Source organism: Streptomyces arenae, assembly GCF_022343545.1.
GTDB classification, from domain to species: Bacteria; Actinomycetota; Actinomycetes; order Streptomycetales; family Streptomycetaceae; genus Streptomyces; species Streptomyces humi.
Window position 1 is genome coordinate 19,277 of the sequence record NZ_JAKQYH010000026.1, and the last position, 22,496, is coordinate 41,772.

The 22,496-nt window shown below is 70.8% G+C and carries 14 protein-coding genes and 3 pseudogenes; 3 read left to right on the forward strand and 14 right to left on the reverse strand.

Annotated elements, in window-relative coordinates; translation table 11 throughout:
- Positions 1-71: 71 nt before the first annotated feature.
- The gene (locus tag MB828_RS13510) at positions 72-1,022 is read right to left on the reverse strand and encodes a hypothetical protein (protein ID WP_301648351.1); all 951 of its coding nucleotides are present in this window, start codon (positions 1,020-1,022) and stop codon (positions 72-74) included.
- Positions 1,023-1,556: 534 nt separating this feature from the next.
- Positions 1,557-2,427: pseudogene (locus MB828_RS13515) on the reverse strand (helix-turn-helix transcriptional regulator).
- 114 nt (positions 2,428-2,541) lie between these two features.
- Here MB828_RS13515 and MB828_RS13520 point away from each other — a divergent pair.
- Positions 2,542-3,240 (forward strand): SDR family NAD(P)-dependent oxidoreductase, encoded by a 699-nt coding sequence (locus MB828_RS13520; RefSeq protein ID WP_301648352.1) that lies wholly within the window; start codon positions 2,542-2,544, stop codon positions 3,238-3,240.
- 167 nt (positions 3,241-3,407) lie between these two features.
- On the opposite strand, the gene MB828_RS13525 is transcribed toward MB828_RS13520, so the two are convergent.
- From MB828_RS13525 to MB828_RS13535, 3 genes are all read right to left on the reverse strand, one after another.
- Positions 3,408-3,935, reverse strand: coding sequence for a hypothetical protein (locus tag MB828_RS13525; RefSeq protein WP_301648353.1), 528 nt, complete (start codon positions 3,933-3,935; stop codon positions 3,408-3,410).
- Positions 3,932-4,117, reverse strand: a complete 186-nt coding sequence (locus tag MB828_RS13530) for a hypothetical protein (protein ID WP_301648354.1) — start codon at positions 4,115-4,117, stop codon at positions 3,932-3,934. Before MB828_RS13530 ends, MB828_RS13525 begins: the two co-directional genes overlap by 4 nt.
- A 603-nt stretch (positions 4,118-4,720) precedes the next feature.
- Positions 4,721-5,707 (reverse strand): alpha/beta fold hydrolase, encoded by a 987-nt coding sequence (locus MB828_RS13535; RefSeq protein ID WP_301648363.1) that lies wholly within the window; start codon positions 5,705-5,707, stop codon positions 4,721-4,723.
- Positions 5,708-5,887: 180 nt separating this feature from the next.
- Between MB828_RS13535 and MB828_RS13540 the strand changes: the two genes are divergently transcribed.
- Positions 5,888-6,457 (forward strand): helix-turn-helix domain-containing protein, encoded by a 570-nt coding sequence (locus tag MB828_RS13540; protein WP_430381374.1) that lies wholly within the window; start codon positions 5,888-5,890, stop codon positions 6,455-6,457.
- Positions 6,458-8,309: 1,852 nt separating this feature from the next.
- On the opposite strand, the gene MB828_RS13545 is transcribed toward MB828_RS13540, so the two are convergent.
- From MB828_RS13545 to MB828_RS13555, 3 genes are all read right to left on the reverse strand, one after another.
- Complete coding sequence (locus MB828_RS13545) at positions 8,310-9,569, reverse strand: family 1 glycosylhydrolase (protein WP_301648356.1); 1,260 nt, start codon at positions 9,567-9,569, stop codon at positions 8,310-8,312.
- A 63-nt stretch (positions 9,570-9,632) separates the two neighbouring features.
- Complete coding sequence (locus MB828_RS13550) at positions 9,633-11,924, reverse strand: glycoside hydrolase family 78 protein (protein WP_301648357.1); 2,292 nt, start codon at positions 11,922-11,924, stop codon at positions 9,633-9,635.
- Between the two features lie 205 nt (positions 11,925-12,129).
- Positions 12,130-12,753 (reverse strand): TetR/AcrR family transcriptional regulator, encoded by a 624-nt coding sequence (locus MB828_RS13555; RefSeq protein WP_301648358.1) that lies wholly within the window; start codon positions 12,751-12,753, stop codon positions 12,130-12,132.
- Positions 12,754-13,004: 251 nt separating this feature from the next.
- Between MB828_RS13555 and MB828_RS13560 the strand changes: the two genes are divergently transcribed.
- Entirely contained in the window at positions 13,005-14,489 is a 1,485-nt protein-coding gene (locus tag MB828_RS13560) for an MFS transporter (RefSeq protein ID WP_301648359.1), read from the forward strand.
- A 315-nt stretch (positions 14,490-14,804) separates the two neighbouring features.
- Here the strand turns inward: MB828_RS13560 and MB828_RS13565 are convergent.
- The 6 genes and pseudogenes from MB828_RS13565 to MB828_RS13590 all read right to left on the reverse strand — a co-directional run.
- Positions 14,805-14,996: pseudogene (locus MB828_RS13565) on the reverse strand (hypothetical protein); the annotation flags it as partial.
- 69 nt (positions 14,997-15,065) lie between these two features.
- Positions 15,066-15,572: a hypothetical protein gene (locus MB828_RS46660; protein WP_343236165.1), complete on the reverse strand. Its 507-nt coding sequence runs from the start codon at positions 15,570-15,572 to the stop codon at positions 15,066-15,068.
- Positions 15,573-15,792: 220 nt separating this feature from the next.
- Positions 15,793-18,309 (reverse strand): Helicase associated domain protein, encoded by a 2,517-nt coding sequence (locus MB828_RS13575; protein ID WP_430381373.1) that lies wholly within the window; start codon positions 18,307-18,309, stop codon positions 15,793-15,795.
- A gap of 102 nt (positions 18,310-18,411) precedes the next feature.
- Positions 18,412-19,092 carry a GntR family transcriptional regulator gene (locus MB828_RS13580; protein WP_301648361.1) on the reverse strand — a complete coding sequence of 227 codons (681 nt, stop codon included), beginning with the start codon at positions 19,090-19,092 and terminating at the stop codon, positions 18,412-18,414.
- A gap of 287 nt (positions 19,093-19,379) precedes the next feature.
- Positions 19,380-20,698 (reverse strand): annotated as a pseudogene (locus tag MB828_RS13585) (transposase).
- Between the two features lie 763 nt (positions 20,699-21,461).
- Complete coding sequence (locus tag MB828_RS13590; protein ID WP_301648362.1) at positions 21,462-21,935, reverse strand: ATP-binding protein; 474 nt, start codon at positions 21,933-21,935, stop codon at positions 21,462-21,464.
- Positions 21,936-22,496: the final 561 nt, after the last annotated feature.

A 22,496-nucleotide genomic window follows, 5' to 3' on the forward strand; every position in this document is an offset into this window, starting at 1 on the left:
GCACGCCGGCAGGCGAAGTGCGGAGAGGGCGGGGTAAAAAGGACCGGCCCTCTCTCGCGCGCGCGAGGAGGTCATCCGGTCAGAGGTTGCCACCGCTCTTCCTGCGCCGGATCGAGCCTGCTGCCCCACACCAGTGCCCCGCCCACCAGACCGGGCTTGTCCCGTGTCGCCAGAGCAGGGGTCTCCAGCATGTCCGCGGCCTCTTCCAGGTAGGTCGCCAGCGTGTCGAGTTCCTCGCCGGGGCCTTCGTTGTAACGGGACCAACGCCCCAAGTAGCCGCTTACGGTGTCCAGATACAGGCCCGAGGTGCGGTCGGCCACGCCATAGGAGATCACGGGAATCCAGGCAGCCGTCCACACGGTGATCCGGTCGTACTCGGGGCGCCGGACGTTGAGGGTGTCCTCATGTACCTGGGCGTCCATCTGCTGCCGGTGGAAATCCGCTACGTCGTCCAGGGCCATCAGAGCCTGATTGCCGGGCAGGCATCCCGCGCCGTCGACCCCGTCGTCACCCGCAGCCAGAGACCACAGGGCGCGCAGGTCGGCAGGTATCCGAACGCCGAGCCCCTGCTCCAGGCCGGTGAGGAGCGACAGGCTCGCTCCGGGACGGAGTGCGGCATGGGATTCCGGGGCGTGCTGCCGGAGCCAGCGGGTGATGCGCTGCCACGCGTCGGCGATCTGTCGTCCCGTGACCTCCTCAGCGCACGCTGCGGCAAGGTCGCCCTGGTCCTGGCTCCGATCCTCGTCCTGGGCGTCGTCCGCGGCGGGTTCGGTGTGGGGTGCCAGGTTCACGTACCGGATCTCGATCCGGTCGCTCTCGCGAATGTAGCCGACAGCCAGGGCGGGACAGTCCTCGAACAGATCGCCGTCGATCAACACGGTGAGGATGCCAGGCAACCGCGAGGGACTGCCCAAGTCCGGGCTGTCGACGAGTTGACCGGCCAGAACCTTCAGGGCATAGGGCACGCCGGCGCCGAACTGTAAGGCGGTGTCCCGCACGTGCGGGGGAATCTCGACGTTCACAGCCTGGGGCTCCTTGCTGGTCGGACGAAGGGCAGCGCCAGTCACACGGTAGGACGCGGAACTCGACGGTAGCCCAAGCACGTCACATGGGAGCGGCGGTCGGCGCGTCAGTGCGGTGTCGTCTGGCCCGGACAGGCCCTCATGTGACTGAGGAGGATGCCTTTGGGCGGTCAGGCGCGCCCAGTCCTGGAACGATGAACCCCTACGGGTGTAGGGAAGACGACAGCGGGGCTGGCGCGGTGTTGAGGTGCTGGGACTGACCCCCGCACGCGCGGCGGGTACCGGGTAGAGGCTGCGCTCGCCAGCGGCCCCGCGGACAGACTCCCACGTACGTGGGAAAGAAAGACAGCTGGATTTGTTCCGAGGGCGGCTGGGTCATGACGTCATCGGTGTGGTGCTGAGTCTGGCGTGTCGTCGCGGTGTGTGCCGTTGCCGGTTTCTTCGTGGGGTTGGTTGTTTGAGGTGTTTCGCCGTGAGGTGGGGGGATGTGACAGGGAGTTGTGAGGTGTCGGTCGGCCGACGGTGTGGGGCGGTTCAGTTGCGCGTGCCGGCTGGTGGGCCGACGACGGTGGTGAGCTGGAGTCTGGTCTCGTCCTCACTGTCCGGCGCGGCGGTCATGATGACGATCTTGAGTTCGGTGTCGCCGTCGGTCAGGACATCGCAGTCGACGGTGACCGGTCCCGTCGATGGGTGGTCGACGGTTTTGCGGACCTCGCGGTGCGCGGTCACCTCTCCCTTCGCCCACAGCTCGGCGAACTTTTTGTTGCCTGCGTTCAGGTCGCGGACCAGCGCGGCCAGGCGGCTGTCACGGGGGAAGCGGCCGGTGGCGCGGCGCAGGTCGCAGACGAGGGCGGCGTTGGTGGTGTCGGGGTCCGTATCGGTGACTGGCCACAGCACGAGGGGGGGTGTGATCGGTGCCCACCGGGAACCTGTCGCGGGCGAAGTTGCGCATCCGTGGCGGCGAGGCCAAGGGGTCGCCCAGCAGGGCGGCCCACCTGTGGTTCCACCGCACCAGTTGCCAGTCCGCCGCGAACACGGCAACGGGTGCGTCTGCGAGGCGGACGAGCACTCGTTGCATACCGGGCGGGAGATGGTCGCTGATCGTGCCGTCCGTCGGCGGCACGATCCGGGCCAGCCGGTAGAGGTGGTCCCGCTCGGCGGTGGACAGTTGGAGGGCGCGTGCCAGGGACGCCACGACCGACGCCGAGGGTGTCGTGGCCCGTCCCTGCTCCAGACGTACGACGTAGTCGACCGACACTCCGGCCAGGTCGGCCAGTTCCTCGCGCCGCAGCCCGACCGTCCGGCGCTTGCGGACGACCGGCAGCCCGGCGGCCGACGGGGGCAGCCGGTTGCGCCACGTGCGGATCATCGCGCCCAGTCCGGCCTGGTGGGGTGTCGTCGTCATGCTCTTCATCCTCCCGCGTCCCTGATCACATGCGGGGGCGCGAGGGTGGTACTGGTCTTCCCACCGTCGAGGCGTCCCTGGTCCGGCTCCCTCGTCCGGGCGACCATCGAAGGCATGACGATCACTTTCATCACCGGAGCCAACAAGGGCATCGGCCGCGAGACCGCCCGCCGCCTCATCGCGTGCGGTCACACCGTTGTCCTGGGAGCGCGTGACCGTGAGCGGGGTGAGGAGGCAGCCGCCGCGCTGGGCGCGCGCTTCGTCCCCGTCGACGTGACCGACGACGCGTCGGTGGCCGCCGCCGCCGCGGACGTCGCCGAGCACGAGGGCAGGATCGACGTCCTGGTCAACAACGCGGGTGTACAGGGTCCCTTCGGTGATCCCGGCGACCTCACCGCCGCCGACGCCCGCGCCGTCCTCGACGTCAACGTCATCGGCGTGGTCCGCACCACCGCCGCGTTCCTGCCGCTGCTGCGCCGTTCGGACGACCCTGTGATCATCAACGTCAGCAGCGGTATGGGCTCCCTCGCCTTCACCCATGACCCCGGCCGGTCCGAGTCGCTCGTCGCCGTGCCGCTGTACGCCGCCTCGAAGGCGGCGCTGACGATGTTGACCACGCAGTACGCCAAGGGGCTCAAGGGCATTCGCGTCAACGCCGCCGACCCCGGCTACACCGCGACCGACATCAACGGTCACAGCGGCTTCCAGAGCGTCACCGAGGGCACGGACGCGATCGTCGCCCTCGCCACCGAGGGGCCTGGGGCCGGCACCGGACGCTTCGTCGACCGCCATGGCGAGATCGCCTGGTCTTGAGACGCCGGTGCCGGGTCACCGGCCCTGAAGAACAAGCACGGGCAGAACATCGGGACCGGTTCCGGGCGGGAGTCGACCGCTGACAGGCGATCCACTTCGGACACTGCCGCCTGCGACCGGCGTGAGAGCCGGGGGCGGCCGTCACGCCAGCCCTTTGACCTGCGTCTTCAAGGTGGCGGAGGCTCACGGTGGCGCCGTCCAGGACTTGTGCGGTGAGCCGATCCGTCAGCTCCGGTCCGGTGCCGGTTCCGCGGCCGGTGATGCGGGCGCGGACCGGGCGGCCGGGGGCCGATGACCTGTGCGTCGTCGTCGGACGTGTCGGCTTCTTCGGCTTCGGCGAGCGCCCGGTACAGCGAGGCGGCCAAGGGGTGGCGTCCCGCGTTCCTGCCCGCCTTGATCGTCGGCTTCTTCGCGATGCCGGGGTCGGGGACACCCTTGTTCTTCGGCGCCGCGGTGAAGGTGAGCGGGTCGCCGTCGACGGCCTTGGGACGTCCGCCGTGGTTGCCTTCGGCAGCGGCGGTCTGCAGGCCCTTCAGGGTCTTGTCCCGGATGCAGTTACGGTCGAGCTGGGCGGCGACGGCGGGTACGGCGAAGGACACCGCGCCCTTGCCGTCGGGGTCGCAGATGCCGGCGAGCGGGCCGGTGCGGAGTTCGAGCTGGACGCCGGCGTCCTGAGGCCGGCCGGAGGGGGTCATCGGCGCGGCGGCGGTGCGGGCAAGGGCGCCTTGAGTTCGTGGACGGTGAGGACGACCTGGATGTCCTCCTGGTCGGGGGCGGCCTCCTTGGTGTCGTACGCGGGCTTCGACGCCTTCTCCAGCTGCGGCCGCATCCAGCAGCGGCCGCATCCAGCAGCGGCCGCTTCCTGGTCCGGCCGCATCCTGATCCGGGTGGGGACCTTCTCGGGGGAGATCCGCTTGCGGACCGGTTCGAGCGCGGCGAGTTGGGAGGCGAGTTCCTGCTGGGCGGTCGAACAGCGGGCGTACCCGGTCCGGGTCGGCAGGGCCGTCGCGGCGGCCGGCGGGGCTTCGACGGGCAGGCCCGCCTTCCACGGCCGCCCCGGGTCGCGGTCCCCGGGGACGGCACCTCCCGTTCCTCGCGGAGCGCGGGGACGAGGATGAAGCGGGCGGTGTGGTATTTCGTTGCGTATTTCCCGTTCCGAGTGCGGCAGGCGTTGCCCGCCCGGGGCTGCACACTTCGGGCAGTCGTTTCGTTCTACCGCGTTCGCTGCTTGATCGGGCGTCGGGGCCACCCTCTGTCAGAACTGTCTCGCCCAGCATGCCGGTTTGTGAGAGGGGTTCTGCGAACGGCCACCGGTGGATTCGTGAGCGGCACCGGTGTGTTCGCAGACCTCCCGCACCTGGTCGTTACTGGTCATTACTGGTCATTTGTGAGAATCGCGTGGCATCCGGCCGTAGCCGCTGCGCTCGGGTACGTGGGCCGAACTGTTCCGTGTGCGGGGGCCCCGGCCGCGCCGGGCGGTTCAGCCCGTGAGGGTGTCGAGCCAGCCGGTCAGCAGGCGGTTGATCTCCTCGGGGCGTTCCTGCTGGATCCAGTGGCCGCAGCCCTCGACGAGGTGGGAGGCGGTCAGGCCGGGGAGGGTGGTGGGGAAGGCGTCGATGGCGTCGGACATCCAGGTGGTGGAGGCGTCCAGGGCGCCGCCGATGAACAGGGACGGCTGCTTGATCGGGGCGCCGCGGTGGGGAGCGAGGTCCTCCCAGTCGCGGTCCATGGTGCGATAGCGGTTGAGGGCGCCCGTCAGGCCCGTGCGCTCGAACTCTCCGGCGTAGACGTCGAGGTCGTCCTCGGTCAGCCAGGCCGGGAGGATGCCGGCGGGAAATCGGTCACGCAGCCGGCCGCCGTGGGCGACGAAGTGGGGGTCGGGCTCGCCCGGGGCGGGCATGGTGTCGGCGGACAGGGCGGCGTAGAAGCCCGCGAGCCAGCCCCGCACGTCGGGCTCGATCTCCGTCTCGGCGCGGCCGGGCTCCTGGAAGTAGGAGACGTAGAACTCCTGCTCGGGGCCGCCGATCCGGCCGAAGATGTCGGTGGGGCGGGGGCCGCCGGGCGGCGCGTAGGGGACGCTCAGCAGCGCGACGGCCCAAAAGACCTCGGGGTGGAGCAGGGCGGAGGTGGCGGCGATGTTGGAGCCCCAGTCGTGGCCGACGACCACCGCGTTCTCCTCACCGAGGGCGTGCACGAGGGCGACGTTGTCCGCCACCAGGTCCAGCATCCGGTAGGCATCGCTCTGCGCAGGCTTGGAGGAGCGGCCGTAGCCGCGCACGTCGATCGCCACCGCCCGGTAGCCGGCCGCGGCGAGGGCCGGGAGCTGGCGGCGCCAGGAGTACCAGGACTCGGGGAAGCCGTGCACGAGCAGGACCAGCGGGCCGGTGCCCTGCTCGACCAGGTGCAGGCGCCCGGCAGGGGCCTCGACGGTGCGGTGGCGGAGTGCGGCGGACGGCTCGCTCTGCATGGGCTCTTCTCCCGGTTCGCGGGTGGACACAGGCACGCATCGATCATGCGGCGCGGCGGCCGTCCACCGCGACTACCCTTGCCACTCTGGCAAACGTGCAGGACAGGATGGCGCAGCGGCACGTCCGCAAGGGGGGCAGAGCGGGTGACAGGCGAAACCGTGGCCGACACGCTGGCGGCGATGGGCCCCCGGCTGCGGGCCGCACGCGAACACCGCGGCTCCACGCTCACCGCCGTCAGCTGCGCGACCGGCATCTCCCCGAGCACGCTGTCGCGGATCGAGACCGGCCGGCGCAAGCCCACCCTGGAAGTGGTGCTGCAGTTGGCGAAGGAGTACGGCGTCTCCCTGGACGAACTGGCCGGCACCGCTTTCGCCGCCGAGCCCCGCACCTCCGCGCTCCGGCGTTTCGGCGACGACAAGGCGGTGCTGCCGCTGACCCGGTACGTCGGGGGCCTGCACGCCCACAAACACGTCCTGCCCGCCGTCGGGGAGCCGCCCGCGCGGCCCCGGCAGGTCTCCCACGACGGCTGGGAATGGCTGTGCGTCCTGTACGGGCGGCTGTGGCTCGCACTCGGCGGCCAGGACCTCGTCCTGAGTGCCGGGGACGTCGCCGAGTTCGACACCCGCAGTCCCCACGGGGTCGCGAACGCCGGCCCAGGCGGCCCGGTCGAGTACCTGATCATGTTCGGGCCGCAGGGAGAGCGCCTGCGGCCGCGCACCCCGCCCGCCCCCGGTCCCGGGGCCCGGTGACAAGCAGCGAACGAAGGGCCTGACGCCCCCGATACGCCCAGGACGTCAGGCCTCTTGCGCATCGTCCTCGGCGGCGTAGGGGTCACGGAAGGCGCGCAGGCCCTGGCCGGGGCCGCTGGCCAAGTCCGGAAGACACCCGAATGCGGCGGGGTCACCGGGCAGAAGCTCGGCGGCCCCGCAAGGGTGCTCTTCGGTAGGGAACTCAGTGGAAAAGCGGCGGGGCGTAGGTCGTGGCCCACATGGCCGGCACGCCCAAGCCTGCCGTCATGAAGCGCAGTTGCGGCTTCGGGCGGCTTCGGGCCGGCGCAGGTGAGGCCGGCGCATCGGGGAGATGCGGATCCGGGTGACGGTGAAGTGCCACATTGCGATGTGCCGGGTCGGGGTCAGCGGGTTGGTGTCGGTGACGGCTGGTCAGGTCGGGTTGTTGCCGCTGGTGGGGTGTCGAGTGGGGGTGCGGTCGCTGTCGTGGGGCGGTGTATGTGGCGGTCGCGGCTGTCGTGGGGCCGGTATACCCCGCTGCGCTGCGCTGCACTGCGCTGTCTCGGGAACGGCACTTCTGATTCTTCCCGGGGGGAGGTGGCGGCGCGGCGGTCGGTGTCGGTGGTGCGCGTCCGGAGGGGTGTGGGGTGGGGGAGCCGGGTGCGTGGGATGAGATCACGGCCGGGTTGAGGATGTCCCGGCCGGTGTTGGTTGCGCGGTTGCTGGAGCTGGATGCGGCGGGGGCGTTGACGACGGCGCATGTGCGTGCGGGCGCCCGGGTCGGCGGGGTGAATGTGCGCACGGTGTGGCGTTGGCTGGATGCGGCGCGGACGGAGGGCCGCCTGGAGCCCAGGCCGCGGGCCCCGCTGGAGTCGTCCGACCGGGCGTGGCAGGACGATCCCCCCCGCTGCGGGGTGTGCCCGCGGCGGATCTGTGGACGTTCACCCTGCAGGACGCCGGCATCCGCACGCTGACCACCCGCGGTATCCGCTTCCGGAAACGCGACGATGCGGGTGCGTGGATGACCAGGCCAGGCCGGGATCCAGGTCCGTGTCCGTGTCCGTTTCATGCCCCGCCACGATCACCGCATTGAGGCCTGCCACCCGGCCACCGGCCGCTACCTGGGCTGTGCGGACCTGGCCGGCCAGGCGACTGGCGAACAGATCAGCGCCGTACGGTGGGCGCGGGCGGCCCGCTCCCGCCGCCTGAAGAAGGACCTTCAGGCGGTCAAGTGCGAGCGCTACGCCGCCGTGAACCAGACTGGCGCACCCCAGTGGCTCGGCGCGCTGACCACCGCGCAGGCCGAGGCCGAACTCGCCCAGAGTGCCGACACCAACCTCGCGCAGCTCGCGATGCCGGCCTCATCCCGCCCGCGGCGCCCCCCGGCCGGCTGGCGCACCCCTGCTTCCCTGGCCGCGCTGGCCACGCCAGGCCCGCACTTACCCGTCCCGCACCCGTCCGGTCGTGACGGCGCTTCCGCCCCGGACGGCCCGGACGGCCCGGACGGGCCGGACGGCCCGGACGGGCCGGATGGCCCGGACGGCCGGGGCGGGCCGCACCTCCCACCACCGGCGAAGACGGAGACGCCTCAGGGTCGCCTGCGAGGCGGAGAGGGCAGCCTGGGGGACGCAGGAGCCGAGCAGCACGGCGGCCGGCGGCCGGCGTCCCGGCATGCGCAGGTCCAGGATCGGATCGGGGCGGCCGCCTGCGGTTCCACGGGACAGAGGGGCCGTCGGGGCTTTGGTGGACCAACGGGGGGGAGGGGACCGTCTGTGAGCTGACGGGCTCCGTGCATGGTGTGGAGCCGGCGGCGCATGCCCGTGCGCGAGGCCGGGTGGGCACACCGTGGTGTGCCGCGGTTTTCTGGGGCCGGTCAGCTGCTGCCGGGTCCGGCCATGGCCTCCCGGTGGCTTCGCACCACCTTCGCGTAGGCCTTCGCGCTCGGTTTCGGGTGGCGCTGGAAGGTCTCGCGGTCGACGGTGTGGAGCCCGAGCTGGGCGCCGTATCCGAAGATCCACTCGAAGTTGTCCAGCAGTGTCCAGTGGCAGTAGCCCAGTACGGGCGTGCCCGCGCCGGCCTCGGCCGCGAGCTCCTGGACGGCGGCCGGGACGAAGGCGGCCCGCTGGGTGTCGTCGGCGGTCTGGATGCCGTGCTCGGTGACGAGCACGGGCACCTGGGACACCTCGTGGGCGTAGCGCACCGCGCCCGCGAGTGAGCCGGGTGCGATGGCGGTGCCCATGCCGTTGCGTTCGCCCTCGACGGCCACCTCGCCGTCGGGACCGTGGACGATTCGCTCGTAGTTCTGTACGCCGATGAAGTCGTCGTGGCGTGCCTCGCGCAGCCAGTGGTCGTACACGGCGGCACGCTTGGCGTCCCGGCGTTCTTCACCGCCGGGGAGGGCCACTTCGTCGGCGATGGCGATCGAGACGCCTACGGGAAGGTCCCCGCGGCGGGCCTTGATCGCCTCGCGGGCCGCGCGGTGGGCACGGGTGAACGCCGCCTGGAACTCGTCCTGCCGGTCGGCCGGGATGACGTTGGCACTGGCGTAGGTGTCGCTGCCGGCGGCGCGTGCCGCGGCTGCCAGCATCTGGACCTTGAGTGCCTCGGCCTCGGCCGGGAGTTTCGCACCGGCCTGGAGCAGCTGTTCGAGGTTGGGTTCGTTGAGGGTGACGGCATACGCGATGCGGTCGCCGAAGCGCGCCATGACACGATCGCACTGTTCGGCGAATCGGGCCGGTGCGTCGGCCGCGGTCCAGGAGCCGCCGGCGGCGAACCAGTGCGGTGCGGTGAAGTGATTGAACGTCACGAGGGGCGAGAGCCCCCGCTCCAGGCAGCCGTCGACCATGCGTTCGTAGTGGTCGAGGGAGTCCGGGTCGACGACCCCGCGCTCGGGTTCGACGCGCGCCCATTCGACGGAGAACCGGAAGGCGTTGAGACCGAGCCCGGCGGCCAGATCGAGGTCCGCCGCCCAGTGCTCGTAGCCGCGGCAGGCCTGTCCGCTCGGCTCACGGAACAGGGAGGGGGCGGTGTGTTCCAGGAACCAGGTGTCGCTGGCGCTGTTGCCGCCCTCGTTCTGGTGTCCCGCGGTGGCGACGCCCCACAGGAAGGTGTCGGGCAGCCTGAAGTGTGTCATGTGTGTTCCTTGAGCTGAAGAGGCATGCGGTGAGGGGGGTGTTTCTGCGGGGCCGGCCGGGTGTCAGCGCGTGGCTGCGGGCAACGGGGTGAAGAAGGTGTGACGGCCGGGGCCGACTTCCTTGTTCCGCGCCCCCGGCAGGTCGACCAGTGCGGTGGCCTGTGGGGGTACGAGGAGGTCGACGCGCAGCGACTTGCCTTCGATGCGCCAGGCGGTCTCGGCACGGCCGTACGGAGTGTCGTGCTCGGCCCGGGCCCAGGTGAGGCCGCCGCCGGGACGGGGGCGGACGAGGAGCCGACGGTAGCCGGGCTCCGCGGGGGCGAGGCCGGCGACGGTGCGGTGGATCCAGTCGGCGACGGCGCCGAGGGCGTAGTGGTTGAAGGAGGTCATCTCGCCGGGGTTGACGGTGCCGTCGGGAAGCATGCTGTCCCAGCGTTCCCACACGGTGGTGGCGCCCATGTCGACCTGGTACAGCCAGGACGGGCAGGACCGCTGGGTGAGCAGCCGGTAGGCGGTGTCCACGTGCCCGGTGTCGGTCAGCGCGTCGCAGACCAGGGGGGTGCCGAGGAAGCCGGTGCCGATGCGATGGCCGCGGTCGGCCACGAGGCCCGCCAGCCGGCGTCCGGCTGCCGCGCGCTCGGCGTCGTCGTCGAGGAGCCGGAAGCACAGGGCGAGGGCGTAGGCGGTCTGTGTGTCCTGCGACAGGCGCCCGCCGCCGGTGTGGAAACGGGCGCGGAACGCGTCGCGGACCGCGTCGGCCAGGGCGTGGTGGCGCGCGGCCTCGGTGTGGTCGTCCAGGACCTCCGCGGTGCGGGCCAGCAGGCGTGCGGCGTGCGCGAAGTAGGCGGTGGCGACCAGGGCGGACGAGGTCGTCGCGCGCCCGGGGTCGTCCGCCGGCGCCGTCGGGTCCAGCCAGTCGCCGAACTGGAACCCCTCGCCCCAGATCCGGTCGGGTCCGGCGAGGCGGTCGACGGCCTCGACCCAGGCCCGCATGGAGGGGTACTGGTCGCGCAGCACGTCGGTGTCGCCGTAGCGCTCGTACAGCACCCAGGGCACGATGACGGCGGCGTCGCACCAGCCGGCCATCGGCGGGTTGCCGGGCGGAAGGGGCACCGGGGTGATGACGGGGATGTCGGGGCTGAACACCGGGGGTATACGGCGTTCGTCGACGCTCTGGTCGGCGGCGAGGTCGCGCAGCCAGGAGCGCAGGAAGTCCCGCACGTCGTAGAGGAAGGCGGCGGTCGGGGCGAAGACCTGGACGTCGCCGGTCCAGCCGAGCCGTTCGTCGCGTTGCGGGCAGTCGGTGGGCACGTCGACGAAGTTGCCGCGCATGCCCCACACCACGTTCTCGTGCAGGCGGTTCAAGGAGGCGTCGGAACAGGAGAACCAGCCCGTGCGGCGCAGATCGCTGTGGAGGACCACGGCGGTGACATCGGCGGGATCGAGGACGCCGGGCCGGGCCTCGACGTCGGCGTGGCGGAAGCCGTGGAAGGTGAAGCGGGGTTCCCACTCCTCGCCCGCCGGGTCGCCGCGCAGGACGTAGCGGTCGGTGGCGGCGGCGTGCCGCAGCGGACGTGTGCAGAGGTCGCCGTCCTGGAGGGCCTCGGCGTGGCGGAGGGTGACGGTGTCACCGGCCGCGCCGCGCACGCGGATGCGCAGTCGTCCGACGAGGTTCTGGCCGAAGTCGAGGACCGTGCGGCCGGTGGGGGAGGCGGTCACGGCGACGGGTGCGATGCGCCGGGTGCGGCGCACCGGCGGGCTGTCGGCCGGGAAGAGGACGGCGGTGTCGAAGTCGAGGATGTCGACGGGCTGCCATGCCGAGTCGTCGAAGCCGGCCGTGCTGAAGTCCGCCTGCTCGCGGCGGGCGTCGTACTCCTCGCCCTCGTACAGGCCGCAGGCGAGGACGGGCCCGGGACTCCAGCGCCAGTCGTCCCCGGTCGTGACGGTTTCGGTGGTGCCGTCGGCGTAGTCGATGCGCAGCTCGGCCAGGAGCCCGGTGCGTTCGCCGTAGATGTCCCGGGTGCCGCCGTTGAAGCCGAGCAGCCCCCGGTACCAGCCGTCGGCCAGGTGGGCACCCCAGGCGTTGCGGCCCTGGCGGACCTGGGAGGTGACGTCGAAGGACTGGTAGCGGTGCCGGTGGCGGTAACTCGTCCAGCCCGGGGCCAGGACGTGGTCGCCGACCGGGGTGCCGTTGAGCTCCGGTTCGTAGACGCCGAGCGCGGTGACCAGGAGCCGGGCCGACCGCACGGGCGCCCGCACCGTGAACTCGCCGCGCAGCAGTGCGGCCGGGCGGGGTCCTTCGGCGGGGGTGGCGAGGCGGGGGCTGACGACGTGTGCGGTCCAGCGGTGATGCATGGGCGGCCTTTCTCAGCGCCGGGGGTGAGCAGGCTCGATCATGCGGCGAACACTTAGTGATTACTAGGCATTGAGGTGGGTGACATGCGTCACGCGGATGTGGATGCCGCGAGGTGAATGTCATGCGCATGACAAGCAGCGGCGTGCTCGGTACGGCAAACGTGAAGGCCGGAGCGTGAGGACCGGAGCGTGAAGGCCGGTCGGATTACAGCCCCTGCCCGTCGGTGGAGATGGCCCGCAGGAGGCGGTCGAGGTGGCCGCGCATGACGGCGATGAGGTCGAAGGACCGCCCTCCGGCCAGCCACTGCTGCATCAGCCCCGCATCCAGCGCGGCGCACTCGCGGGCGATGCTCTCGTGGTCCAGATCGGGTTGCAGCTCACCGTTGCGGCTTCCGGCCCGCAGGCGGTCGGCGAGTTCCGCCACGCCCTTCTCCTGCCAGGTGGTGAAGTGCGTGTGGGCCGGATGGTCGGGCGCGGTGGCCTCGGCGGTGAGGACGACGGCGAGTTCGACCATGCCGGGCATGGCCAGTGTCTCGGCCGTGTCCTCCAGGTGGCAGCGGAAGGCGTCCCGTACGGAGTCCGAGACGCGCTCCCATCGCACATCCATGCGTTCGTGCCAGAACTCGATCACCGCGAGCAGCAGCTGCTGCTTGTCACGGAAGTGGTGCAGGAGCCCGGCGTCGGTGACACCGGCGTCGCGTGCGATGCGGGCCAGCGGCGTCTTGCGGTAGCCGTCCTGGCCGAAGCGGAGCAGGGCCGCTTCCAGGATCTGCGTCCGCCGCGCCCGGCCCGCCGTGTAGTGGCCGCGCGGCCCCCTGGGTGTCGCCATGCCAGAACAGTACCGGCGACCCGCGTGAGGGCCGCCGGCCACTGTCCGCCTGTGGTTTCTCTGTGTGACGTGGGTCATAACCCGGATACCTAGCGAGTACTAGGTATTCGGGTCATCATCGACGTCACGCGATGACGGGTTGCCGCGCGGTCACGTCCATATGAGATGCGCGTTACGCCGACCCTCCCTCCTGCGTACACCCCCCGCGCTTCTCTCTCCTCCCTCGGTACCTCCGTGAAAGGAGGGCTGGCATGACGCCGATGTCATCAAGCCCCTCAGCCGACCGCGCAGTCCGGGCCCCCGCGGACGGGCGGTGGACTCCCCGCCTCGTGCTGCTGCTGGTCGCACTCGCCTGGCCGACCCAGCTCCTGGCCGCCGGCGGCATCCTCGGCGCCAACGCCACCGCCGGCGTCGCTCAGGCGTTCCACACCACCCAGGTGGTCTGGTTCGGACTGACTCTGACACTGGTGTCCACGCTCCTCACGCCCTTCGTGATCAAGCTGGGTGACCTCTACGGCAAGAGGCGCGTCATGCTCGCGATGACCGCCCTGGGGGCGCTCGGCGAGACCCTCGCAGCCCTGGCCGGGAGCTTCTGGCTCGTGCTCGCCGGCCGCGCGGTGGCCGGCTGCTACGGACCGTTCGGAGCCCTGTCCTTCGCCGCGGTGCGCGACGTCTTCCCTTCCCGGCTGGTCAAACCCGCCAGCGGCATCATGGGCAGCAGCGTCGGGCTGGTCGCCCTCATCTCCCCGTTCCTCGCGGGCTGGCTCGTCGACCACTGGGGCTACCGCGGCGTGCTGTGGTTCCTCGCCGCGGCCACCGCCCTCGCCTTCACCCTGATCGCGTTCCTGATCCCGGAGACACCACGGCACGCCTCCGACTCCGGCTTCGACTGGCTGGGCGGCCTCGTCCTCGGCGGCGGCCTGACCTCCGTGGTCTACGCCGTCAGCCAGGCGCAGAGCTGGGGCTGGACGGACATACGAACCCTGGGCTGGCTCCTGGCCGGTGCCATCGCCCTGACCGCCTTCTTCTTCGTGGAACGCGCCAGTGACCACCCCATCCTCGACCTGAGTGTGCTGCGTCGCCGCCCGGTCGCCCTCGCGCTGACCGCGGGCGGACTCGCTCAGACCGTCGCCTTCACGATGCCCGGCCTGGCCATCCTGCTCGCCCTCTACCCGCACATCCCCGGCGTATCGGCCGGCCTGGGCTGGACGGCACACCACAACGCCGTCGTCAGCGTCAGCTGGAACCTCGTGATGTTCGGCACCGGCCTGCTCATCAGCCGCAGCCTGCGCCACCTCGACGTACGCAGAATCTGGTGCGCCGGCCTGGCCGTGATGGCCATCGGCTACGGCCTCGTCGGCGTCTACCACGGCAACGAACTCCAACTCATCGTCACCTCCTGCATCGCCAACGTCGGCGCGGGCATCGTCGTCGCGGGAGCCCCGGCACTCGTGGTCGGCGTCGTCTCACGCGACGAACAGGGCCTGGGCAGCGGCATGCTCAACATGCTCATCAGCCTGTTCGGAGCCGTCGTCACCGCCGGCGCCTACGCCATCCTCGCCGCGGACAGCACGGTCGTCGACGGCACCGCCTTCTACCTCGACACCGGCTACACCTGGATCTTCTGGCTCGGATCCCTGGTCACCGCGGCAGCCCTGCTGCTCTCCCTGTTCATCCCGCCCCTGCACGACCCGGACAACGAGGCCTCTCACCCGGCGGAGCCCCAACTGCTCTGAGAGGCGGGTCCTTTTCACCCGTTGTTTCATCTCGGGACGCGACCCTGATCCGGTGATGTCGACTCGGCGGCCGTTGCCGTTCCGAATCCGCGGACGGCGTTTTCGCCGGTCAGGCGCAGGGTCGGTGATCCAGTGGGAGTGGCGGCGTACCGTGTCGTCGCCCCCCCGGGAGGTCGCGGATGCCGTCAGTAGCCGGGCTGCTGGAACAGCACGAACTCGCCGCTCACCGGCGGGCCGACGCCGGATCGATGTCGGCCGCCGGCGTCAGCACGGCGTCCCCCGTTGATCCGGGCCTTGAGTTCATAAGCCGACGACTCACGAGCGAATCCACCCCGAACCGGCGCGCCACCTGAACCTCGAACCAAACAACCTCGCCGGGACAAACGCTCTTTCAGCACGCGCCAGTTTTCTTTGAGGGCTGTCGATCATCGCGACGTGGATCATGGCCTCTGATCGGTGCGGGTGAGTCTCGTAGTCGCGGGCGAGACGGCGGTGGTGCATCAGCCAGGAGGCTGGGTCGCCGAACCGGACATGACGGTTTCCCGGTCATCCGGCTCTCCCGTGATCACGGCGTGATCACGGCGTGAATGATCTGGCCGTCTGCGCTTCATGGATGCGGTCATGGCAGGCGTCGCAGGCCACGACGGTCTTGCGGCGCCGATCCAGCATGACTCGTGCCCGGTCGGACGGCGGCTGTCCGGCATGTGCGAGGTCGGCGAGGGCACGGATGTGATGTACCTGGACATCGCCCGTGGCTCCACAGATCTCGCAGGTGTCCGCCAAGAGCCGAGTAATCAGCTCCTTGTGTGGACAGTCCACCCGAACAGGCCGTCGATCGGTGACTTTCGCCGACCGCTGCCGCTGGAGGGGTATTCCACCGAACCGGGCCACCAGTGGCTTCCTGTTCTTCCGTTCGATGCGGGCCTCGAAACAGACGCGGGGCCCGCTCGGGGTTTCGATTCTGGTCTTCCAGGAACGGCGCGGACGCGGCGGTGACCGCAGCCGAGGAGTGGCCGAGTCGTCGCGGAACCCTGGGCGGCCATTCCCCTCAAGCCACGACAGCGGCACGACAGTGACAGCCATACCCAGGGTTCCTGGGCCCACCGGTCCTACGAAAGATCAGTTCAGACCCACGAAGAGAAGGTACGGACGGTGTCCCTGGGCCTCACCTATTGCTCATGAGGGTGATCGTTCGGCGATGCCTCGTGGAGTCTTTCGCCGCGTAGGCGACCGCCCCTTCACGGCCACGCACATGTCGACGGCCCGTCCCGATCTCGGGGCGGGCCGTCCGCGTACGGCCGGTCTAGGACCAGCGCATCCCCAGCTGGTCGAGCGCCGCGCGGCGTTCCGGGCTGAGCTTGGCGGCCCTGCGCCGGGTGTTGTCGAGCCATGCCCCGAGCTTCACGGCCGCTGGCCCGTGGCTCCCGTCGCCGTTCCCAGTGATCTCGATGTGTTGCCGGGGTACCTGGAGATGTCCCTCCCGTGCGTGGAACTGGCGGGCGGCGGTGAGGTTGATAGCCCACCGGGCGTCCTGTGACCGGGGCGCACCCGCCGTCGGCTCGCCCTCGGCCGGGGGCACGATCCCCATCGACTCCAGGAGCCACTGCTGCGTGGGCATGAGCTTGTCCCACCCGGCCCGCTGGCCAGCCACCCACACCCCGAGGTCTTCGCCTTGGACGATGAGTTCGCCCGGTCGGACTGGGAGTGCGTCTCCGGCTTTCACGTGGGCGAGGGTGAGGCGCAGGCAGCGTTGCCAGGAGATGTCCCACACCGGGCACCATCCCGGGTCCAGGTCGGCCAGAGCCTCCATACGGGCCTGTGACAGCTCTCCGGCATAGGAGACGCCCGTTTCCCCGGCAGCGCGCCGTTCGGCGTTCTCCGTCGCCTTCCGGGCCGCTGCGCGCTGGTTCTTCAGCCACACCCCGATGGGGAAGTTGTCCCCGCCGAAGACGGCGGTGGTGGGCGGGAGGAGGTGGCCGTGTGTGTCGGCGTAGGCGCGGGCGACGGCGAGGCCGGCCTCCCACGCGGACGCCTGTACGGACCACACCATCCCGAGCGTCTCCAGCTGCTCGACGCGCGCCGCCTCCAGCGTCCCGGCCGCGTAGTACCGGCGCTGATCCGCGACCCACACCCCCAGCGGATGCGAGCCGGCCGCGCCCCAGTCTTCCGGCGTGACGTACGTGTAGGGCACGCGCAGTTCGGTGTTGCCGGTCTCGCGCAGCCACCGGGTGGCGGCTTCGATGCCGCGCAGCCAGTACGCGGCTTCGGGGTCGATGACCCGCAGCCGGACGAACTGGGCGAGGGCGGCGGGGTCGCGTTCCTCGCTGAACCTGAGCACCCCGGCCGCCGCGGCGCCGACCTGGACGACGTCCTGGTCCTGGCCGTCGTCGTTCTGGTCCTGGTCGTGGTCGATGTCCGTGTCCGGTGCCGGTCGGGCGTTGCGGATACGGGGGTCGGCGAGTGCTTCGATCGTGTCCGTGTCCTGGGCCCTCAGTGCTCCGAGGATCTTGGCGAGGGTGCCGTAGGCGTCGGAGGTGAGCAGTTCGTTCGCGTCCTCGTCCTCCCCGAGGAACACCGGCACGATCAGTGTGGCGAGCTTGCCGACCCCGGGCCGGATCCGCAGCGCGCGCCCGACCATCTGCACGATGTCCACCATCGAACCGCGGGCATCCGCGAACAGCACAGCGTCGCACTCGGCCGTGTCGACGCCCTCACCCAGCACCCGGACCGAGGACAGCACCCGCAGCTCGGCGCGCACGTCCGTCCCGTCCAGGCCGGGACTCCCGAGGTAGTCGGAGGCGAACTCTTCCAGCACGGCCCGACGGTGGGCGGGAGGGTGCTCGCCGTATAGCCATGCCGACCACACCTGCGCCGGCGGCGGGAACGTCTCGGGGTCGTCCTCGGCGAGGCGGGCCGCCGTCACCGGCACGGCGGCCGCCATGGCCTCCGCCTCCCCGACGCGGCTGTGGAAGCTGAGCACCCGCCGGAACCGCTCCTCAACCGCGGCGCGCATGAGTCCGGTCTGCACGGCCGCCAGCCGCGCCCCGCGTACAGCGTCGGAGCCGGTCGCCTCGGTCGTCATCGCGGCGTACAGCTCGGGGTCGCGGATGTCCAGGCACAGCACCTGGTACGGCGCCACCAGCCCCATGCGGATCGCTTCGCTGAGCTTGAGCTTGTAGGCGACCGGCCCGAAGACCTCGGAGTCGTCGTCCATGGAGGCCACCAGCCGCGGCCGCTCCCCCTCTCCGTCGGTCTCCCAGATGCGCGCGGTGGCGGTCATGTACAGCCGCCGCACGGCGGGGACTTGGGTCTGGTCGTGCACGGCCGCCCACGGCTTCATACCGTCGCCGCTGACCCGGTGGGCTTCGTCCACCACCATCAGGTCCCACACCCTGAGCCCGGCGGCGTGCGCGCGCTGGAGGGTGCCCATGCCGACCGACGCGTAGGTCGCGAACACGGTGACGGTCTCGGGGCCGGCGGTCCAGGCGATCAGTTCGTCCGGGTCGGTCGTGCACGGCAGTTCCTGGCTGTCCGCGCCCCGCAGCGAGCAGACACCGATCATCGCGCCGCGCCGGCCACCCGCCCGCCACGCGGTGGCCATCTGCAAGAGCAGGTCCAGGGTCGGGACCAGGACCAGCACCCGGCGCGCGGACAGACGGCCGGCTGCCGCCACCCCGATCAGCGTCTTCCCAGACCCGGTAGCGGCGATGACCTGGGTGCGCAGCCCGTCGGGCGGAATGCCCCGTCCGGGCTGTTCGGAGAGATGGCGCAGGACCGCGTCGACGGCTTCGACTTGATGCGGGCGGAGAGTGACGGTCACGATGGGGGTCCTCCTGGTCTCGGTTGCTCTGGTGACTGGGTGGGTGGGCGGCCGTGCGCCGGGAAGTGGACGGCCGCCCAGCAGGGACATGCCGGGCGGGGGCTAGAACGGCGGGCCGTCCGGGTCGCGGGGCTCGCCGCGTTCGGGCCAGATCCGCAGGGTCACGTCCTCCTCGGCCGGTGTCGGGCCGCCGGACAGGGCGATGCCGGGCTGGCCCTCGGGGCGCCGGCCGCCGTCGCGGAGGATCGCGCGGGCCGACTCGATCAGGTGCCGGTCGGCATCGCTCACGCCGTGCGCCACCAGGCGGCGGGCGGCGGACAGGTACGCCTCGCTCATCCAGCGCAGGACGTGCCGGTCGAGCACGGTCAGGACGCCGACGTCGAGCCGGCGGGGCGGCATGGTCTCCTCGTCCTCCCACACCGTCCCCCAGCGCGGGCTGCCGCCGACGGGAAGGGTCGGCGGGTCGGGTTCGCCGGGGGCGAACTCCCGGCCTGCGAGCGTCCGGCAGACCGAGGCCGCCGCCATGACGTCCAAGACCGGGTTCGGCTCGGACGCCTCCGGGCGCGCGGTGGCGTAGGTGCCGCTGCCCGGCGCGGTCCGGATGAGGCCGGCGGCCGCGAGCTTGGCCAGCGCGGCGGCCGCGGTGCCCGACGACACCCCGTAGGACTGCGCCAGCTTGGCCTGCGACGGGAGCCGTTCCCCGTCACGGATGGACCCCCGATGGATGGCGACGGCGAGGTCCCCGGCGATCAGATCAGGGGAGTTCTCGGTGGATACGGTCATGCGCCCACCGTAGCGCGAACCAGTCAATAAATTTGACAGATTGGGGGAGTTCACCCGTCCGAGTTGGTGCAGCCGGATCGAATGCTTTCGGTCAGGGATCTATCCGCATGGCCGGTTTGTGGTGCATGGTGTGCAGGCGGGCGCGATCCAATCCCCCAGGTGAGGGCCCCTGTTGGGCCCTGCCGTCCCGCTCATGTGACGGCGGGGCTCGCCGTCCCTCCCGGTCTCCCCACGGGAGGGCTGACGGCTGCACGCGTGCGGATGCCGGGCCGCGCTCAGCTTGTTCCTTATGGGCTGAGTCGGTTTCGTTCGATGATGCTCTCGGGTCGTTTCGCGGCCTTGCCCACGTCGTAGCGGGTGGCAGGCCGCCGGTTCTTCGAGCCAGGTGGCTATCCAGGTCCGGGAGTTGAGGGTTTCGGTGCACGGGCCGGACAGTGCAGGTGCGGGCGGAGGTTGCGAAACCCCCGGCGGACTCGGGCCGGGGTCAGTCGGCCGGGCTCGGCGGGCTTCTCCCACGGCTGCCGCAAGTCGGCGACGGCCCCGCGCAGAAGGCGGATCTGGGTGTGCGCGGCGATGATCAGCCAGGTCCAGCGCTCGCCGGCCTCGGGGGTTCGCAGCTTCGGATGGGTCCACCCGAGGGTCTGTTTCATCAGCCTGGAGAGGTGCTCGATGTCGGACCTCCTCAGGAACGCCTGCCAGCGCACGTCGACGTCCTCGCTGTTCAGGCCGGTGGCGGACGACCAGAGCCAGAGCGGGAGCGGGTCGCCTCCGCCGGGCAGGCGGTCGACCTGGAGGCGGATCAGCGTGCCTTCGATGATGGGGAGTTCGCCGGTGTGGTCGATCCAGGCGCAGCGGGTGGTCAGGCGTGGGTGGATGCGGTCCCAGGCCATCGCGCGGGCGGTGCCGTACCGGTCGGTGACCTGCACGGTGGCCTCGTCCGGCTTCCTCCAGGTGTCCGGCTTGGCGAAGCGGAGCTCCTTTCCGTGCTTGGGCGACCGCCCTGGGGATAGGCCAGGGCCTACTCCTTGAGCGTGGGTGTCGGCCGTCGCATGACGCGGTCGGAGCGCATCCGTCCGAGTACCTCGACCGGGAGGTCGGCCAGGAGGTGGGCCATGCGCGGTGCGTCGTAGCCGGCGTCGAAGACGATGAGGATGTCGCGGTCGCCGACGTGCCAGCGGCCCATCTCGATCAGGTCCGTGACCACACGGCGGAGTTGGGTGGCAGTGGCCTCGGCGACGTCGTCGCCGGGCCCGAGACGGACGGCGTCCGGCAGCTGGCACCAGGACGTCCGGCCTGATTCGAGGGCAGCGACGAAGGAGTACGGCCAGCCGGGGATGAACTGGTCCGAGGACTGTCCGCTGCGCCCGTAGACGTGGCAGAACAGGCGATCCGCGCCGGTCGGCACGTCGGGGCGGAGCCAGTTGCTGACGTCGACCGCGAGGACCAGGCGCCCGTCGGCAGCTCGCGGTCCGTCCGCACACAGCAGCGCGTCCACGAGTTCGAACAGTTCGTCCCCGTGCGCGGCCAGGCAGTCGAATAAGTTCTCCCGGAAACGTGGCGCTTTCGCGAACGCTTCCCCGGGACCGGCGTCAGGCAGCCGACCCATCTTCACGGCTTTCGTCTCGATCGGTGCACCTTGGTCGGAGTACATGATCAGGCGAAGACCGTGTTCACCTCTCTGAAATCCCCGTACGAGCGATCATGTTCGGGTGTGATTCGAGTAAGCGGCCGTCGGGTAGCCGACCACGTGCGCTCATTCGCTGTCTCCTCGCACGACTGCCGCGTAACGCTCGCCTAACTTGGTTCGCAGCACCCTGAGTTGATGCGCGGCGGTAGCTGCAAGGTGCGTTGAGTCGGGCTGAACCCTGGAGTCTTCCCACCAAGTTCGATCAAGGCGGCTATTCCGTGCCGACCGGATCAAAGTGTCAATTTGTACGACGTGCTGCGCAAAAGCCTGTGCCCACTCCTGCTCCTCTGGGCGGAGGAAGGGGGACCGGCGGAGAAGGAGCAGATTGACCTGCGTCACCTTGTTCGCCCCAGGCGCGGCAGAGGGGTCTCGGCGAGCGATCGAGGTGCGCTGGGCTTCCTCAAGGGCGGACAACGCCTCCCATACCTCCCTCAGCGCCTCCACCCGCTGGGCGCGAAAGGTCGCGCGTGTGTCGCGGGCCTGAGCTCGTTGCCACTGCCACAGCCCAGCGACCGTGGCTAACCCGGTACCGATGAAGGTAAGAATGCCGACGGCGACCGTGTCCGAGACCATGCCGTGAGGCTACTGGGCAAGCCCGCGACCCGCTACGACGTGGGCAAACGGGCAGACGTTCTGAGAGCCTCGTCGACCGCAGCCGCCTTCGAGGCGTTAAGAGACAAGCTCAGGGCTGGCGGCCGGCCGGGTCTCCGCCCGGGTCGTCGGCGAGTTGGAGGGCCGCGGTGATCCGCTTGCCCACCGGCTCGCGGTGGATCTTAAAGCTCTGGGAGACGGCCATGACGATCTCCAGTCCGTGCTGGCCGACCCGGGCGGGGTCGGGGCCCAGGACGGCGGGCATGGCGGTGCTGCTGTCCCAGACGCTCACCTCGACGGCGCCGTTCCTGATGTCCAGGGTCAGCAGACACGGCCTGGGCGCGTACTTGCGGGCGTTGGTCACCAGTTCGCTCACCACCAGCTGCACCATGCCCATGGCGCGGCCGGACACCGGGAGCCCGTGAACGGCCTGCACGTCGGTCAGGAAGGACCGGGCGAGGGCACGGGCGGCAGCGATGTCCGCACTGCCCTCGAACGCCTCGGAAACCGAGATGAACTCGCCGACCAGTGATTTCCGCTCGTCGTCCCCCGCTCTGTAGTCCATCCGGCCCGTCCGGCTTCCCTCAAGCACAGCCCCAGCCGGATGCCTCTACCCCGTTGACGCAGCTGGATGCATGCGGGCCGCAGACAGCACCCCTGGCAGCAGATGTCTGCTTGCGGGGACCGCCATGGGGTGGGCAAGCTCTCCCGATCCCACTGGCTGACCACCTCGGAGTGTCTGGGCGGGTGCGATCAGCTTTGGCGTGGTGACTTCTCTGGACGAGGCCGGTGTCTTCGCTGGTCCTGGAGTTCATCCGGGGTGGGTGTGGCGCTGTGGGTGGGCGGTGTGTCGGTGGCGAAACATTGGTGCCCTGCTGGTCTGCCTCTGTCCATCTGCTGGTCTGCCTCTCGACAGCGGGTTTCTAGGGTTGTTGTCGTCCCCCGGAGAGCGGGCCCCACGGTTCTGCGAACTCTCCAGTGATGCCCCGTGTTTGGAGACACCCCTGATGCGTGTTCTGCCCCGTCGTGCCCTGCTCGCCGCTCCCATCGCCGTGCTGGCGTTCGCTCTGACCGCCTGCGGCGGTTCCGACTCCGGCTCCGACAGCTCCAAGTCCGTGGCCACCCA

What these genes read in the sequence shown, in the direction of transcription:
- MB828_RS13535 (WP_301648363.1), bottom strand. Translation starts at nt 5,707, where the DNA reads ATGCAGAGCGAGCCGTCCGCCGCACTCCGCCACCGCACCGTCGAGGCC.
- MB828_RS13525 (WP_301648353.1), bottom strand. Translation starts at nt 3,935, where the DNA reads ATGACCCCCTCCGGCCGGCCTCAGGACGCCGGCGTCCAGCTCGAACTC.
- MB828_RS13550 (WP_301648357.1), bottom strand. Translation starts at nt 11,924, where the DNA reads ATGCATCACCGCTGGACCGCACACGTCGTCAGCCCCCGCCTCGCCACC.
- MB828_RS13540 (WP_430381374.1), top strand. Translation starts at nt 5,888, where the DNA reads ATGGGCCCCCGGCTGCGGGCCGCACGCGAACACCGCGGCTCCACGCTC.
- MB828_RS13530 (WP_301648354.1), bottom strand. Translation starts at nt 4,117, where the DNA reads ATGCGGCCGGACCAGGAAGCGGCCGCTGCTGGATGCGGCCGCTGCTGG.
- MB828_RS13555 (WP_301648358.1), bottom strand. Translation starts at nt 12,753, where the DNA reads ATGGCGACACCCAGGGGGCCGCGCGGCCACTACACGGCGGGCCGGGCG.
- MB828_RS13580 (WP_301648361.1), bottom strand. Translation starts at nt 19,092, where the DNA reads ATGACCGTATCCACCGAGAACTCCCCTGATCTGATCGCCGGGGACCTC.
- MB828_RS13590 (WP_301648362.1), bottom strand. Translation starts at nt 21,935, where the DNA reads ATGGACTACAGAGCGGGGGACGACGAGCGGAAATCACTGGTCGGCGAG.
- MB828_RS46660 (WP_343236165.1), bottom strand. Translation starts at nt 15,572, where the DNA reads ATGGCTGTCACTGTCGTGCCGCTGTCGTGGCTTGAGGGGAATGGCCGC.
- MB828_RS13560 (WP_301648359.1), top strand. Translation starts at nt 13,005, where the DNA reads ATGACGCCGATGTCATCAAGCCCCTCAGCCGACCGCGCAGTCCGGGCC.
- MB828_RS13545 (WP_301648356.1), bottom strand. Translation starts at nt 9,569, where the DNA reads ATGACACACTTCAGGCTGCCCGACACCTTCCTGTGGGGCGTCGCCACC.
- MB828_RS13520 (WP_301648352.1), top strand. Translation starts at nt 2,542, where the DNA reads ATGACGATCACTTTCATCACCGGAGCCAACAAGGGCATCGGCCGCGAG.